Annotated in this window: 12 protein-coding genes; 4 read left to right on the top strand and 8 right to left on the bottom strand. The window is 68.2% G+C overall.

All coding sequences use genetic code 11. The features are described from left to right. Positions 1-199, top strand: a 199-nt coding sequence (locus ACWDTD_RS05515; RefSeq protein ID WP_449746068.1) for a hypothetical protein, incomplete at its 5' end; no start/stop codon positions are given. A 68-nt stretch (positions 200-267) separates the two neighbouring features. Next, positions 268-1,902: a DUF222 domain-containing protein gene (locus ACWDTD_RS05510; RefSeq protein ID WP_449746067.1), complete on the top strand. Its 1,635-nt coding sequence runs from the start codon at positions 268-270 to the stop codon at positions 1,900-1,902. 16 nt (positions 1,903-1,918) lie between these two features. Here ACWDTD_RS05510 and ACWDTD_RS05505 read toward each other — a convergent pair whose 3' ends face one another. The 3 genes from ACWDTD_RS05505 to ACWDTD_RS05495 are packed head-to-tail and all read right to left on the bottom strand — an operon-like array spanning position 1,919 to position 3,789. Next, positions 1,919-2,611, bottom strand: a complete 693-nt coding sequence (locus tag ACWDTD_RS05505; protein WP_449746066.1) for a (2Fe-2S)-binding protein — start codon at positions 2,609-2,611, stop codon at positions 1,919-1,921. A gap of 4 nt (positions 2,612-2,615) precedes the next feature. Next, positions 2,616-3,533, bottom strand: a complete 918-nt coding sequence (locus ACWDTD_RS05500; protein ID WP_449746065.1) for a CbtA family protein — start codon at positions 3,531-3,533, stop codon at positions 2,616-2,618. Positions 3,534-3,549: 16 nt separating this feature from the next. After that, a complete protein-coding gene (locus ACWDTD_RS05495; protein ID WP_449746064.1) occupies positions 3,550-3,789 on the bottom strand; it encodes a CbtB-domain containing protein in 240 nt (79 codons plus the stop codon). A 314-nt stretch (positions 3,790-4,103) separates the two neighbouring features. Between ACWDTD_RS05495 and ACWDTD_RS05490 the strand changes: the two genes are divergently transcribed. Next, positions 4,104-5,345, top strand: coding sequence for an acyl-CoA dehydrogenase family protein (locus tag ACWDTD_RS05490; RefSeq protein ID WP_449746063.1), 1,242 nt, complete (start codon positions 4,104-4,106; stop codon positions 5,343-5,345). 206 nt (positions 5,346-5,551) lie between these two features. Here ACWDTD_RS05490 and ACWDTD_RS05485 read toward each other — a convergent pair whose 3' ends face one another. The 4 genes from ACWDTD_RS05485 to ACWDTD_RS05470 form a co-directional block, all read right to left on the bottom strand. Beyond that, positions 5,552-6,820, bottom strand: a complete 1,269-nt coding sequence (locus ACWDTD_RS05485) for an Nramp family divalent metal transporter (RefSeq protein ID WP_449746062.1) — start codon at positions 6,818-6,820, stop codon at positions 5,552-5,554. Positions 6,821-6,927: 107 nt separating this feature from the next. Continuing rightward, positions 6,928-9,714, bottom strand: a complete 2,787-nt coding sequence (locus tag ACWDTD_RS05480; RefSeq protein WP_449746061.1) for a molybdopterin-dependent oxidoreductase — start codon at positions 9,712-9,714, stop codon at positions 6,928-6,930. Beyond that, on the bottom strand, positions 9,711-10,565 hold the full coding sequence (locus tag ACWDTD_RS05475; protein ID WP_449746060.1) for an FAD binding domain-containing protein: 855 nt from the start codon (positions 10,563-10,565) through the stop codon (positions 9,711-9,713). Before ACWDTD_RS05475 ends, ACWDTD_RS05480 begins: the two co-directional genes overlap by 4 nt. 85 nt (positions 10,566-10,650) lie before the next feature. Beyond that, a complete protein-coding gene (locus tag ACWDTD_RS05470; protein ID WP_449746059.1) occupies positions 10,651-12,015 on the bottom strand; it encodes an 8-oxoguanine deaminase in 1,365 nt (454 codons plus the stop codon). A 370-nt stretch (positions 12,016-12,385) separates the two neighbouring features. Here ACWDTD_RS05470 and ACWDTD_RS05465 point away from each other — a divergent pair, with 370 nt between their 5' ends. Beyond that, a complete protein-coding gene (locus ACWDTD_RS05465; protein ID WP_449746058.1) occupies positions 12,386-13,861 on the top strand; it encodes a nucleobase:cation symporter-2 family protein in 1,476 nt (491 codons plus the stop codon). A 53-nt stretch (positions 13,862-13,914) separates the two neighbouring features. Here the strand turns inward: ACWDTD_RS05465 and ACWDTD_RS05460 are convergent, their stop codons facing one another. Next, positions 13,915-14,532, bottom strand: a complete 618-nt coding sequence (locus ACWDTD_RS05460) for a L,D-transpeptidase (RefSeq protein ID WP_449746057.1) — start codon at positions 14,530-14,532, stop codon at positions 13,915-13,917. Positions 14,533-14,537 lie beyond the last annotated feature (5 nt).

The raw sequence follows: 14,537 nt of genomic DNA, 5'->3' as shown, positions 1-14,537 counted from the left end.
GTATGTGGGCACGCTCGACGCGGATGTGGGCACGGTCGACGCGGATGTGGGCACGGTCGACGCGGATGTGGGCACGCTCGACGCGGATGTGGGCACGGTCGACGCGGATGTGGGCACGGTCGACGCGGATGTGGGCACGCTCGACGCGGATGTGGGCACGCTCGACCCGGGTGAGCTGCGAGAACGTTTCTGTCGGTGACCTCATGTAGCGTGGTTGTCAGTTCGAACATCAGTTCGTAGACGACGGCGTGAAGGAGGTGGGTCGCGGTGGGTGAAGGACATGTCAACGATGGCGCGGCGGCCGCCGCGCCCGCGCCGGGGTCGGCGGCTGAGGTGTTGGCCCGGATTCACAAACTGCTCGACGAGTTGGGGTCGGCGAATCTGACCGCCGTGCCCGATGCCGACGTGGTGGGTGTGGCCGAGGACGCCGAGCGGGCGTCGCGCCGGTTGGCGGCGCTCACCGACCGCGTGGTGGTCGAGGCGTCCAACCGCAACATGCCGCGGCGCCTGGGGTATCGCAGCATCATCACCTTCCTGTCGCAGCGCCTGCATATCGCCGACGCGGTCCGCCGCAACCGCCAGATCACCGCCACCGCCTCCTTTCACGGGATGACCGGTGACGTGTTGCCGCCGGCGTGTCCGGGGTTGGCGGCCGAACTCGCTGCCGGGCGGGTGGCCCCCGGCCACGTCACCGCGGTGTTGGATGTGCTCGACCGGATTCCGCACACGGTGGCCCACGACGTGCGGGTGGCCGCCGAAGCGCAGATGGCCGACTACGCCACCCGGTTCACCCCCGCCGAGATCACCACTCTGGGTACCCGGTTGCTGGGGCACCTCGATCCCGACGGCACCCTGACCGACGACAAGGATCGCCGGCGGCAGCGACAGTTGTTTCTCAATCGGCAGACCCCGCAGTTGATGTCGAAACTGACCGGCCACCTCGACCCGATCACCCGCGCCCGCCTCGATGTGCTGCTGGACGCATGGGCCAAACCCGGCATGAACAACACCGAAGACCCCAAATCGCCGGTCGGTGCGATCGGCGATGCCGACCCCGACGTGGTGGCTGCGGCCGCCGAGCGTGATGGGCGCACCCCGGCGCAACGCAATCATGACGCGCTCTCCGCTCTGTTGGGACAGATGTTGGAGGACGGCACACTCGGACGCACGCATCGCGGCCTGTCCACCCAGGTCATCATCAAGGTCGATGAGAAAGACCTGCGACGCCAGGCCGGAGTGGCGACGACCGCGTCGGGGGCGCTGCTCCCGATCGGCGATGTGATCGCGTTGGCGGCGCAATCGCAGCAGTACCTGGCGGTGTTCGCCGAGCACACCAGCACCCCGCTCTACCTCGGGCGTGCCAAGCGGTTGGCGTCGCTGGGTCAACGGTTGGCGTCGTTCGCCGCCGACGGTGGCGAGATGTGTTCGGCGCCGGGCTGCACCCAACCGGCCACCCGGGTGGAAATCCACCACACCATCGAGTGGGCCGACGGCGGCCTGACCGACATCGACCTCCTCGCACCGGCATGCACCGCCCATCACCCGATGATCGGCCCCAACCCCGGCCAATACTCCACCACCGTGATCACCGAGGGGCCCGACACCGGACGCGTCGCCTGGACACTCAACCCGCAGCCCGGCATGCCACCCAATCCCGCCCGGATCAACCGCTACCCCGACGTCGGCCGCGAACTCGCCGACCGACTCGGACTGGTGCGCAACGAGATTCACCACAGCCCGCCACCAACGCCTGACGAGAGTGGCCTCGAAAGCCGAATGGCCCTCGCCGTGATTCGCAGCGCTCCATGTCACACCCGGCGGTGCTACTTCACCTGGCCACGCCGCCGCATCACTCTGGACGACAACACCGACGACGATGGTGCTGATCCGCAGGCAGGGTGACGAGGAGATTCCGTACTCAGCTCAGCAGCACGCAGTCTCCGCACGCCGCTGCGCGGTCGCCCGCGATCCGATAGATGAGACAGCAGCTGCGGCGGCGGAAACCGTCGCCGGCGCGCAGCTTGCCGTCCTCGATGTGTGGCCGTCGTAGCACCTCGTCGGCCGCCGCCTTGGCGCGCGCGGCCAGGTCGGGCCGGCTCAACGCGATCATGCGGGCCGCCGAGTTGGCTGCCGACGCGACGTTGCCGCCCACCACCCGTGCGCTCAGGCCGTACCGGTTCACACACACTGCGCCGACCTCGTCGACCACCCCGAGTGACGGGGGCGCAACCAGTGGTTCCCGGCTCGCCGATGGCACATGAGCGACCGACAGCGGGAACGGCCCGCCGAGAGTGTCCTGCCACCACAGCGCCCCGGCATCGAGCCCGATCGGGTCGATGCCGAGCGCGCCGGCTCCGACGACCGGGGCGATCAGGCGCGCCACCATGCCCAGGTGCATCACCGACGCGGCCACGCGCAGCTCGACGCCGTCGGATTCGCGCCCCGCACCCGCGGCGAGGGCGGCGCGAACCCGGTGCATCCGGGCATCGATCACGTCCGGGTCGTTTATCGCGGATGTCAGCGACACCCACGGCCAGACCGGCGCCTCGTCGGCATCGTGGAACTCGACGGCGAAAAACGGCCCCAGTTCGGCCAGGCGGGTGTCGGTCACCCCGTCAGGATGCCGCGACCGGTTCGTCGTGTGCCACCGGCATCCGCGGTGCGGTGCCGCGGGACATCCGCTCCATGAGTTCCCCGAACACCACCCCGATGGTCAGCCACACGAGGACCTGGTTGATCAGCGAATACCACCGGAACTTCCACAGCACGTCCGGATCGAATCCCGGGTAGACGATCTGTCCGGGCGCGTACACCTTGCCGTCGACGGTCAGCGGCGTGGACAGGATGTTGGTGATCGGCTGCGGCGTCTCGGTGGAGGCGCGGGCGAATCCGAACTCCCCGGCCTGATTGACGTTGTCCGACAGATTGCCCAGCGACGGCATCACCGTGAGAAGAATGCCGAAGAGCACGAGGAATCCGACAACGGTGATCAGCGCCGCCCAGCCCGTCCCCACCCGGGGGGCGAGGTGGTAGGCGGCGTACACCGCGAGCCCCAGCAGGATCAACGACGCCGCGACCATACTCAGGTACAGCATCCCGCGCGTGTGAATGGTGAAGGTGTGTCCGATGGCCGGAGGGTTGGCCGGGTACTTGACGAACGGCAGCAGGTACACGCCACCGAAGCCGAACGCGGTGATCGCCCAGGCGAGGTGTCGGGGGCGGATCGCGAATCGGCCCTGCAGCACCAGGTACGCGACGGCCACCAGCATGCCCATCGCCACCGAGAAACCGATGATGCCGGTGGCGACACCGATCGTGGACTGGATCGACCGACTGAAGATCTCCGGTCCGTCGGGTTCGATCGGCCGGCCGGCCGCCTGGTTGAGGGCGTTGAGCACATCGTCGCGCCCGGATTCGTAATCGATGGCCTTGTTGATGACGGGTTCGGCCCAGATGCGAGCGAAGACGAAGCCCAGGATGCCGGCGATCAGGCCGGCGAGGGCTCCGCGTCCGATGACACGGAGTTCTAACACTGTGAGGTCCGGTGGCTCAGTGGCAGGGGAACCCGAGGAAGTGGCGGGCGTCGTGCACCCACTCGTGCACCACCATCGTGTGGCCGAACACCGACGACATGCCCTCATCGACGCCGATGAAGTAGTACGCGAGCAGCGCGACGAGAACCGTGATGCTCAGGATCAGCGCCACGCGGCCTCGTGACAGCGCCTCGCCGGACACCTTGACGCCGGGGTGCGGTGCGGAAACGTGCGCCGCGGGAACGTGCGAACTCATTGTTGAACCTCCTCCAGGGGTGATGCGCCCCTGCCTTGGGATGACATCCATGACGCCGACGTATCTGACTTGCCGCACCCGGGGGATCCGGACGACACACAGTGGCGCAACCGTCCCGGACTCGCACCGGGTTCCGTCGGTCGTCACGCTCACCAAGCAGATCACCACGGTTCTCGCAGGTCAAGCCGATGCCCGGTTTGCCGGAACCGCAGCCATGGAACCCCACTGGACAACCTCGCCGGCCACCTGCCAGAGTTGAATTAGAACGTGTTCTCGTTCGTGTCTTCAGTGTCCAGGGATTCTGTGAGGTGTCGATGTTCGAGTGGTCGCAAGAGGATCTGATGGTGCGCGACGCGGTGCGGGCGTTCGTGGACAAGGAGATCCGGCCGCACTCCGACGAACTCGAGACCGGAGCGCTCCCGCCCTACGACATCCTGCGCACGATGCTCACCACGTTCGGTGTCGACGCGATGGCCACCGAGTCGCTGGAGAAGGAACTGGCCGCGGAATCACGAGAAGAGTCGGTGGCCGCCGGTGCACCGAAACCGTCCGGCGGCGGTTCGGGCCTGATGAACTCGATGGCGCTGATCCTCAACATGGAACTGGCCGCGGCCAGCCTCGGCATGGTGGTGTCGCTCGGAGTCAGCGTGGGCCTGACGGTCTCGACCATCCGCTCCAAGGGCACCCTGGCACAGAAGAAGCGGTGGCTGCCGGAGCTGGTGACCCTGGAGAAGGTGGGCGCCTGGGCCATCACCGAACCCGACTCGGGCTCGGATGCCCTCGGCGGCATGAAGACCACCGTGCGCCGTGACGGCGACGGCTACGTGCTCAACGGCCAGAAGACATTCATCACCAACGGCCCGTTCGCCGACACCATCGTCGTCTTCGCCAAACTCGACGACGGGTCGGGGACACCGCCTCGCGAGCGCAAGGTCCTCACCTTCGTCCTCGACAAGGGCATGGAAGGTCTCACGCAGGGCAAACCCTTCAAGAAGATGGGCATCATGAGTTCGCCGACCGGAGAGCTCTTCTTCGACAACGTCCGACTCGGCCGCGACCGGCTGCTCGGCGAGACCGAGGACACCGGATCGAACAGCCGCGGCGACGACGGTGTGAAGGCCGGCTTCACCGCCGAACGCATCGGAATCGCGGCACTCGCGCTGGGCATCATCAACGAGGCGCAACGCCTGTCGATCGACTATGCGAAGTCGCGGAAGCTGTGGGGTCAGGAGATCGGCCGCTTCCAGCTGATCCAGCTCAAACTCGCCGAGATGGAGATCGCCCGGATCAACGTGCAGAACATGATCTTCAGTGCGATCGAGCGTGCGCGCGCGGGGTCACCGCTGAGCCTGGCGGAGGCGTCGGCGATGAAGCTGTACTCGTCGCGGGCGGCCACCGACGTGGCGATGGAGGCCGTGCAACTGTTCGGCGGCAACGGATACATGGCCGAGTACAAGGTGGAACAGCTTGCGCGCGACGCGAAATCGCTGATGATCTATGCGGGCAGCAACGAGATCCAGGTGACCCACGTCGCCAAAGGACTGCTCGCCGACTGACTTCTGCGCGCAGGATGTGGCGCAGCCGCCTCCCCGGTGCTTTTCAGCATGGCTGCTTCTTCCCGCGTGACTGTTTCCTTCCCGCGTCGCTGATTCCTTGCGCGGGAAGGAAATTGCGACGCGGGAAGGCGACCGCGGCCCGGGCGGGCAGGGTGCGAACGTGCGGGTGCGAACGTGCAGGTTACGCGCGGCCAGGGTCCGCGCGCTCACGCCCCGGTGACCAGGAGCACGATCAGCGCGAGGTTGAGCACCACGATGAGCACCGACGCGATCAGTGCGCTCACACGCAGCGGCAGGCCGTCGACGAATTCACCCATGAGTTCGCGGTCGCCGGTGAGCCGGCCCAGCGGAATGATCGCGAAGGGGATGCCGAAGCTCAGCACCACCTGGCTGAGCACCAGTGCCCAGGTGGGATCCACACCGATGGCCAGCACCACCAGCGCCGGGATCAGGGTGATCAGGCGGCGCGCGATCAGGGGCACCCGCACATACAACAGGCCGCTCATGATGGCCGAGCCCGCCGACGACCCGACCGACGTGGCGGCCAGCCCGCTGGCGAGCAACCCGATCGCGAAGATGGTGGCCACCGCAGGCCCCATCGCGTCCCGCACCGCGTCGTAGGCGCCCTCGATGGTGTCGGTGCCCTCCTTGCCCCGCAGGTTCTGGGCGGCCAGCAACAGCAGCGCGATGTTCACCGCGCCGGCCACCAGGAGTGCCACCGCGACATCCCACCGGGTGATCCGGATCAGGCGCCGTTTGCGCCAGGGTCGGTGATCGGAACCATGCCGGTCCACCACCAGCGACGAGTGCACGTAGATCGCGTGCGGCATCACCGTGGCGCCGAGCATCGACGCGGCCAGCAACACGGTCTCGGGTCCCTGTAGGCGTGGCACCAGACCTCCGAGTACCTCGCTCGGAGGCGGTGGATTCACGAACAGTCCCGCCACGAACCCGATCACGATGATCGCCAGGAGACCGAGGATGACCCGCTCGAAGACCCGCTGTTGCCGGGGATTCTGCAGCACCAGCATCGCCAGCGACACCGCACCGACGATCACGCCGCCGACCACCAGCGGCAGCCCGAACAGCAGTTGCAGGGCGATGGCCCCGCCGAGTACCTCGGCCAGGTCGGTGGCGATCGCCACCACCTCGGCCTGCGCCCAGTAGGCCAGACGGCCCCCGCGGCCGAGGCGTTCGCCGAGCAGGGCGGGCAGGCCGCGTCCGGTGACGATGCCGAGTTTGGCCGACTGATACTGGATCAGCATGGCGATCACATTGGCCACCACCAGCACCCAGGTGAGCAGGAAACCGTACCGCGACCCCGCGGTGATGTTGGCCGCCACGTTTCCCGGGTCGACGTAGGCGATCGCCGCCACGAACGCGGGTCCCAGCAGCAGCACGTTGCGGGCGAGGGCGCGGGGGCGTCGCACGGTCACGGTCGGCGGATCACCGCGCCGCTCCCGCTCACCGACCATGCCCACCTCTCCCAATCTCGCACACCGTCGAGCCGTATTCAAACCGAGCAAACAAAAAACTTAGGCTAACCGAAAACTGCCCGGGGCGTGCCGGTCGCCGCGCAAGATCACTGCATGAGCCGCCAGATCCGGTCGCGTGACATCGGCTGCTCGTAGGGCCGCACGCCGATCGCGCGGCGGATCGCGTTGGCCAGCGCCGGCGCCACCGGGTTGTAGGGCGATTCGCTCATCGACTTCGCGCCGTAGGGCCCCAGATCGTCGGCGGTCTCGGCGAAATACACCTCGGTGTCGGGGATGTCGGCCATCTGCGGCACCCGGTAGGTGCGGAACACGGGCGTGACGGGCACCCCCTTGCCGTCGAGCATGATCTCCTCGTACAACGACGACCCGATGGCCTGGGCGACGCCGCCCTCCACCTGCCCGCGGCACTGCGCCGGATTCATCACCGTGCCCGCGTCGGCGGCCTGCACCGACTGCAGGATCTGCACCGCGCCGGTCCCGGTGTTCACCGCCACCCGGAACGCCTGCACGTTGAACGCGATGGAGCGCAGCGCACCGCTCTCCGCACCGGTGGCCACCGCACGATCACCGTCACGGTGATCGGCGTCGACGGCGTCGACGAGTTCGGCGAAGTCCACCAACCGGTCACCGGCGAGCGCCCCGTCGGGGGTCAGGCGGATCTCGTCGGGTGCCAGCGCGGTGATCGACGACGCCGCGTCGAGCAACACGGTGCGCAGCGTGCTCGCGGCCCCGAACACCGCCTTGCCCGCCACCGTGGTGCCCGCCGATGCGAAAGCTCCTGTGTCATAAGCAGCTTCGTCGGTGTCGCCGTGATGCAGGCGAACCCGTGACGGGTCGGTGCCCATCGCGGTGGCCACGATCTGGGTGTGCACCGTGGTGGTGCCGTTGCCGAACTCGCTGGTCCCGACGCCGACGTGATAGGTGCCGTCGGGGGCGACCGCCACGGTGACGGTGGAGAAGTGACCGCGCGGCGCCATGGTGGCGATCGCCGCCAGGGCCATGCCCTCACCCACACGCCACTCGGATCCTGCGGGCGCATCGACACCGTTACCGCGGGCGAGCGCCTGCTGGGCGAGATCGAGGCACTGGTCGAGTCCGTAACTGCCGTAGACGAGATCGTCCTCGGGTTCGGGGTGGGCGATCAGCAGCGGATCGCCGTCGGCGACGGCGTTGCGGCGCCGCAGGTCGAACGGGTCCATCCCCAGTGCGAGCGCCAACTCGTCCATCGCGCACTCCACCGCGAGGATCACCTGCCCGAGGCCGTAACCGCGGAACGCACCCGACGGCGGGTTGTTGGTGTAGACCACCTCGGCGTCCACCCGTTTGACCGGGCTGTTGTACACCGACACCGATTCCGCGCAGGCATGGAACATCACACCCATCGAGTGGTTGCCGTAGGCGCCGGTGTCCGACAGCACGTCGACCTTCATCGCGGTCAGCGTGCCCTGTGCGTCGGCGCCGAGGTCGACGGACACCCGGAAGGGGTGGCGGTAGGTGGTGCGGGTCATCTCGTCGGTGCGGGTCATCTCGTAGCCCACGGGACGGCCCGTCCGCACGACCGCCAATGCCACCAGATCCTCGGTGAGCAGTTCCTGTTTGCCCCCGAAGCCGCCACCCACCCGCGCGCTGAACACGCGGATGCGGTCTGTGGGCATCTCCAGGAGCAGCGCGAGTTCGTCGCGCACCAGGAACGGCACCTGGGTGCTGGTGCGGATCACCAGCCGGCCGTCGTCGTCGAGCCACCCGATGGCGCCGTGGGTTTCCAACTGCGCGTGGGCCACCCGGCCGGTCTGCCAGGTGCCGCCGACGGTGATCGCCGACGCCGCCAGCGCCTCGTCGGCGTCACCGCCGAAGCCCTCGTGGAACGACGTGATCACGTTGCGGTCGGCTTCGAAGACCCGGTCCTCGGCGGTGCGGTCGGGGTGTATCAGCGGGGCGCCGGGCCGCCGCGCCTCCTCGGGGTCGAAGACGCCGGGCAGCAGTTCGTACTCCACGTCGATGAGGCGGCATGCCTCCTCGGCGGCGGCGGCGGTGTCGGCGACCACCGCGGCCACCCGCTGTCCGACGAACCGGACCACCGGATCGAGGACCAGGGTGTCGTCGGGATCGTCCGAGCGCATCTCGTGTCGCGCGGTGGAAAACCTTCTGGTGCTGACATTCTCATGCGTGAGCACCAGCGTGACCCCGGGCAGGGCCATTGCCGCGGTGGTGTCGATGGCGACGATGCGGGCGTGCGGATGCGGTGACGGCAACACCCGCAGGTACTGCATGCCGGGCACGGCCACGTCGAAGGTGTAGGGCTCGGTGCCCGTCACCACCCGACGGGCGGCGGGCGGATTGAGCGAGGTGCCCACCGTGCCGGCGGGTGCCGTATCGGTGGGCGCGGTGACGGCGCGGGCGGCGTCACCACAGGGGGCGCCGCCGCATGCGCCGGGGTCCGCACCCTGCCGGATCGCGTCGCGGATGGCGCGATACCCGGTGCAGCGGCACAGATTTCCCTTCATCCGCCGCGCCAGCTCGGCCGGGTCGGCCGCCGTGTCGGCATCGAGGGTGGAGGCGGTCACGATCATTCCCGCGGTGCAGAAGCCGCACTGGAATCCGAAGTTGTCGACGAAGGCCTGCTGCATGGGATGCAGGTCGTCGGCGGTACCGAGCCCCGACACCGTGGTCACCGACCGGCCGTCGATCCGCTGGGCGGGAAAGATGCACGAGTGCACCGGTGTACCGTCCACCAGCACCGAGCAGGCGCCGCAATCGCCTGCGTCGCAGCCCTTCTTGACCTCGAAGTGCGCCTCATCACGCAGGAACGTACGCAGACACTGTCCGGGTGCCGGATCGGCCTCGGTGGGTTCGCCGTTGATCTCGAATCTCATCGCGATTCCCCCTGGACTGCGTCCTCGTCGGGGTTCGGGTCCGCGTCGGCCGCCAGCTCGTCGCGAATCTGTTCGGCCAGGACCATCGACACCCCGCGACGCCAGTCGGCCGATCCGAGGGGATCGGTGTAATAGCCGTCGGCCGAACCGATGTCGGTGCGCAGCCGCCCCGCATCGGGGACGCCGTGGTACCGCAGCATGGTCGGCCATCCGGTCGCGGCAGTGATGCCGAACACGACGGTGTCGTCGGACTCGCGGCGCCCGGTGACCACCGCCCCGGAGCGGCCGAGCTCGGCCAGGGCGATCTTGCGGAAACCCGTGCGCGCACCCATCGCGTGAGCGGGAAAGTCGATGGCGCGCAGCACCTCTCCTGCCGCGAGCGTGTTGGTGCCGTTGCCGGTCACCAGGTCGGCGACGGGCACGGTGTAGTCGGTGCCGTCGGGCCGCCACACCAGCGCCACCGCGTCGAGTCCGGCGGCCAGCGAGACCATCGACGCCGCGGCGAACGACCGGCAGATGTTGCCGCCGACGGTGGCGACGTTCCAGATCTTGAACGACGCGAGTAGCGCGGTGGCGCACTGGAAGAACAGTGGCTGTGCGCGCCATCCGGGACGCGGCGGCAGGGCCGCGAGGGTGGCGATCGGGCAGGTCGCGGCGACGCGCAGCCCACCGTCGGGCAGGTCTTCGAGATCGGGCCAGCCCATGGTGGTGATGTCGACGACACCGGTCGACTCCACCTGCGGTTCGCTGAAAAACCATGTGCCCCCGGCCACCACGCGTTCGCCGGGGGCCAACGCGAGGTCGTCGCGGGTGGCGGCGTACCGGTAGGAGGCGATCGTGTGCAGATCCATCAGCGCGTCCCGTTCATCGTGTCGCCGGGCCTCATCGGGCTGCCCTGTCTCCTCGTGCTGCCCGGCCTCATCGTGCTGCCCTGTCTCATCGTGCTGCCCTGTCGAGCAGGCGCCGGTGTTCGGTGGCGACATCGGCGGCGATCGCCGTGGTGTCGACGGTGAGCATCTCGCCGTCGGCGACGATCTGTGTGCCGTTGACCCAGCTGGCCCTGATCGGGGGGATCGATCCGAGCACCAGCGCGGCGACGGGATCGTCGATGCCGGAGTGATCCACCGTGGTGAGATCCCACAACACCAGATCGGCGAGCTTGCCCACCTCGACCGACCCCGTCTCGGCGGCGCGACCGAGCACCCGCGCGCCCCCGATCGTGGCCAGTTCGATCGCGGTGCGGGTGGTGAGCGCGGTGGGGCCGCCCCGGGCGCGCGCCATCAACACCGCCTGATGTGCCTCCTCGAGCAGGCGGCACGATTCGTTCGACGCCGCGCCGTCCACACCCAGACCCACCGGCACACCGGCATCCACCAGGTCGCGGGTGCGGCAGATCCGGTTGCCCAGCCGCGCGTTGGAGGTGGGGCAGTGCGCCACGCCGGTCTGGGTGGCGGCCAGCCGCCCGATCTCGTCGTCGTCGAACTCGATGCCGTGGGCGAACCACACGTCGTCGCCGACCCATCCCACCGACTCCATGTACTGCAACGGCGTGGCGCCGAAATGCTCTGCGCAGTATGTGTTCTCGTCGAGCGACTCGGCGAGGTGGGTGTGCATCCGGACACCGAGTTCGCGGGCCAGCGCCGCCGACTGCGTGAGGAGGTCGGTGGTCACCGAGAACGGCGAGCAGGGTGCCAGCGCGATCCGCAGCATCGAATCCGGCGCGGGGTCGTGCCATCGGCTCACCGCGTCGTCACTCGCGGTGAGGATCTCGTCGATGGTCTGCACCACACTGTCCGGCGGCAGGCCGCCGTCCTTCTCCGAGAGGTCCATCGATCCGCGGGTGGGATGAAAGCGCATCCCGATGGTGGCGGCGGCATCGATCTCGGCGCCGAGCAGGTCGCCGCCCTCGGCGGGAAAGACGTAGTGGTGGTCGGTGGTCAGCGTGCACCCGGACAGCGCGAGTTGGGTGAGTCCGCCGAGCGCAGCGGTACGCACCGCCTGTTCGTCGATGCCGGCCCAGATCGGGTACAGCGTGGTGAGCCACTGGAACAGCGTGTGATCGGCGGCCAGTCCGCGGGTAACCCACTGGTACAAGTGATGATGTGTGTTGACCAGCCCTGGAGTGAGCACGCAGCCGCTGCCGTCCACGCGGGTGACGTTGTCGGGGACGTCGAGTTCCGCGGTGGGTCCGATGCCGGCGATCGTCGTGCCGTCGAGCAGAATCGAAGTGGCCGGCAATTCGCGTCGCTCGGAGTCGACGGTGATGACCTGGGCGTTCTCGATCAGGGTTGAGGGTGGCACGTCGTCACGCTACGACGAGCGGGTTACAGCGATATTGCGCACGCCACGGGCGGCGCGTCTGGCTGAGCTGTGACGGCGTGGTTCACTGGTCGATGACTGTCGTTACGATCGCTTTACCTGAGTTAACCCATTCGTAATGGACGGCCGGGTTTACTTAACCCCGCAAGCAAGATTGCACGTATCGCGATCAGGTCACTGGTCGGGGCGCGTCGCGGGAGTGGTCTCCCCGTTCGAAAAGCGCGTGCGGTCTCACGGAGTTTCTTCGCCGTGACGATCGGGTACAGCGCAGTCCTCGCTCATCTCGCGGTTTCTGATCTCCGTGTCATCCCCTCCCGGCGGTGCCCGCCGCCGGTACACACAGGACACAACCATGAGCGTTCCCAACCTTGCTGAGCTACGTCAACGATTCTCCCGCAACGGATTCGACCCCGCCGAGACCACCGACATCGTGGCGGCGGAGCCGACTCCGACTCCGACGCCACCCGGCACCTCCGCCCCGACCGGAGAACCCACACCAGCCGGCCAACCCGATCCGGTGAATGCCGTGCTGCCGCCGCTGAAGCTGGTGCTCTACGCGGTGCAGCACCTGCTGGTGATGTACGCCAGCACCGTCACGGTGCCGGTGGTGGTGGCCGCGGCTCTGGACCTCTCGACCACCGACCTGGTGTACCTCGTCACCGCCGACCTGCTGTTGTGCGGCTTCGGCACCCTGCTGCAATCGCTCGGCATCTGGAAAGTGGGTGTGCGGCTGCCGATGGTGATCGGCGCCTCCTACACGGGTATCGCGCCGATGCTGATCATCGGTCAGGGCAGTGGCCTGCAGACCATGTACGGCGCGGTGCTGGTGGTGGGTCTGCTCACCATCGCGATCGCACCCCTGGTCAGCAAACTGATGCGGTTCTTCCCGCCGGTCGTCATCGGCACCACCATCCTGCTGATCGGCATCCAGCTCATCCCCGCCGGCGGCAAGATGATCGTCGGCGCCGACCCCGACGCCCCGAACTTCGGATCCCCCGCGGCCATCGGTCTCGCCGCGGCCACCGCACTGGCCATCCTGCTGTGCTACCGCTTTCTGCCCCGCTCGATCCGTCCCGTGTCGGTGCTCATCGGCATGATCATCGGTGTGGTGGTGGCCGCGCTCACCGGTTCGCTGTCGTTCTCCGGAGTCGGTGACTCACAGGCGTTCTCGTTCCCCGATCTGCTGCATTTCGGTGCGCCGCGCTTCGATCTGCTGGCCATCGCGTCGCTGGCGATGATCCAGATCGTGCTCGTCATCGAACTCGCCGGGCAGGTCAACGCGGTGGGCGAGACCGTCGGACAGAAGATCTCCGACAAGCGGCTGGCCGCCGCGGTGCGTGCCGACGGTGTGGTCACCGCGCTCGGCGGCGGTGTGTTCCAGTCGTTCATGTACGTCACCTTCGCCCAGAACGTCGGCATCCTGACCATCACCCGGGTGTTCAGCCGCTACGTCACGGCGGTCACCGGGGTCATGCTGATGTGCCTGGCCTTCTTCCCGGTGGTCGGCGAGGTGGTGGCGTCGATTCCGCGTCCGGTCCTCGGCGCTGCGGCGGTGGTCATGTTCGGCACCATCGCGGTGGTCGGTATCCGCATCCTGGGCCGGGTGGACTTCACGCAGAACTCCAACGTCATCATCACCGCGGCTTCGCTCGGGGTGGCGCTGCTGCCCGGGATGATCCCCGGCTTCTACTCGGCGTTTCCGACGGCGGCCAAGCAGTTGCTGTCGAGTGGGGTGGCCGTCGGCATCTTCGTCGCGGTGCTGCTGAACCTGCTGTTCATGCTGGGTGAGCGCACGTCGGAGCACGCTGCGGAGTCCGTCGCGAAGTAGGTGGACAGGAGCCACGGGGGTGTGACGGACTCGTCACACCCCCGTGGTCTGTGTCAGGCGGTGATGTCGATGGGGGTGCCGTCGTCGGCCCACGCGTAGAGCCGTTTCATGGCGTCCGGCGGTACGTGGATGCAGCCCTGCGAACCCTGTGTCCGGTACCTGGCGAGATCGCCGTAGGGGAACTTCTGCCACGGAGAGTCGTGCAGCCCGATGTCGCCGACGATGTGCAGCCAGTAGTGCACGAACACGGTGTAACCCGGTCCGTTCAGTGTGCGGTCGGTGTCGTGGCTCTCGATCTTCCAGCGTCCCAGCGGGGTGCCCGCCCCGCGGTCGACGCTGCCGGTGGTGACCTTGATGTCGGAGACCGGCGCGCCGTTGAGGCACAACACCATCTGCTGCGCGGCCAGACCCACCACGATCTGCTTCCCGGACATGCCCGGCGTGCAACGCGGTGCGGCGGGCGCGGCGACGGCGTGCGATGCCGTGGTGTCCGGCGACGCCGCAGGTATGGGCGTGGAACCGGCGGATTCCCCTGGCCGACTGGTGATCCCGATCAGCATCGCGACGGTGACACCCAGCACGGCGACGGCCAGCACGGCGGGCCACGCGTATCCGAGGACCAGGGACCGGAGGCCGGACCCGGAATACGTCTTCTTGGTAACCGCTGTCATTTCGG

The organism is Gordonia sp. NPDC003425 (assembly GCF_053588635.1).
Note: the sequence above shows the minus strand (reverse complement) of the source record. Positions and strands in the feature narration are given on the sequence as shown.

What these genes read in the sequence shown, in the direction of transcription:
- ACWDTD_RS05460 (WP_449746057.1), bottom strand. Translation starts at nt 14,532, where the DNA reads ATGACAGCGGTTACCAAGAAGACGTATTCCGGGTCCGGCCTCCGGTCC.
- ACWDTD_RS05490 (WP_449746063.1), top strand. Translation starts at nt 4,104, where the DNA reads ATGTTCGAGTGGTCGCAAGAGGATCTGATGGTGCGCGACGCGGTGCGG.
- ACWDTD_RS05475 (WP_449746060.1), bottom strand. Translation starts at nt 10,565, where the DNA reads ATGGATCTGCACACGATCGCCTCCTACCGGTACGCCGCCACCCGCGAC.
- ACWDTD_RS05485 (WP_449746062.1), bottom strand. Translation starts at nt 6,820, where the DNA reads ATGGTCGGTGAGCGGGAGCGGCGCGGTGATCCGCCGACCGTGACCGTG.
- ACWDTD_RS05465 (WP_449746058.1), top strand. Translation starts at nt 12,386, where the DNA reads ATGAGCGTTCCCAACCTTGCTGAGCTACGTCAACGATTCTCCCGCAAC.
- ACWDTD_RS05495 (WP_449746064.1), bottom strand. Translation starts at nt 3,789, where the DNA reads ATGAGTTCGCACGTTCCCGCGGCGCACGTTTCCGCACCGCACCCCGGC.
- ACWDTD_RS05480 (WP_449746061.1), bottom strand. Translation starts at nt 9,714, where the DNA reads ATGAGATTCGAGATCAACGGCGAACCCACCGAGGCCGATCCGGCACCC.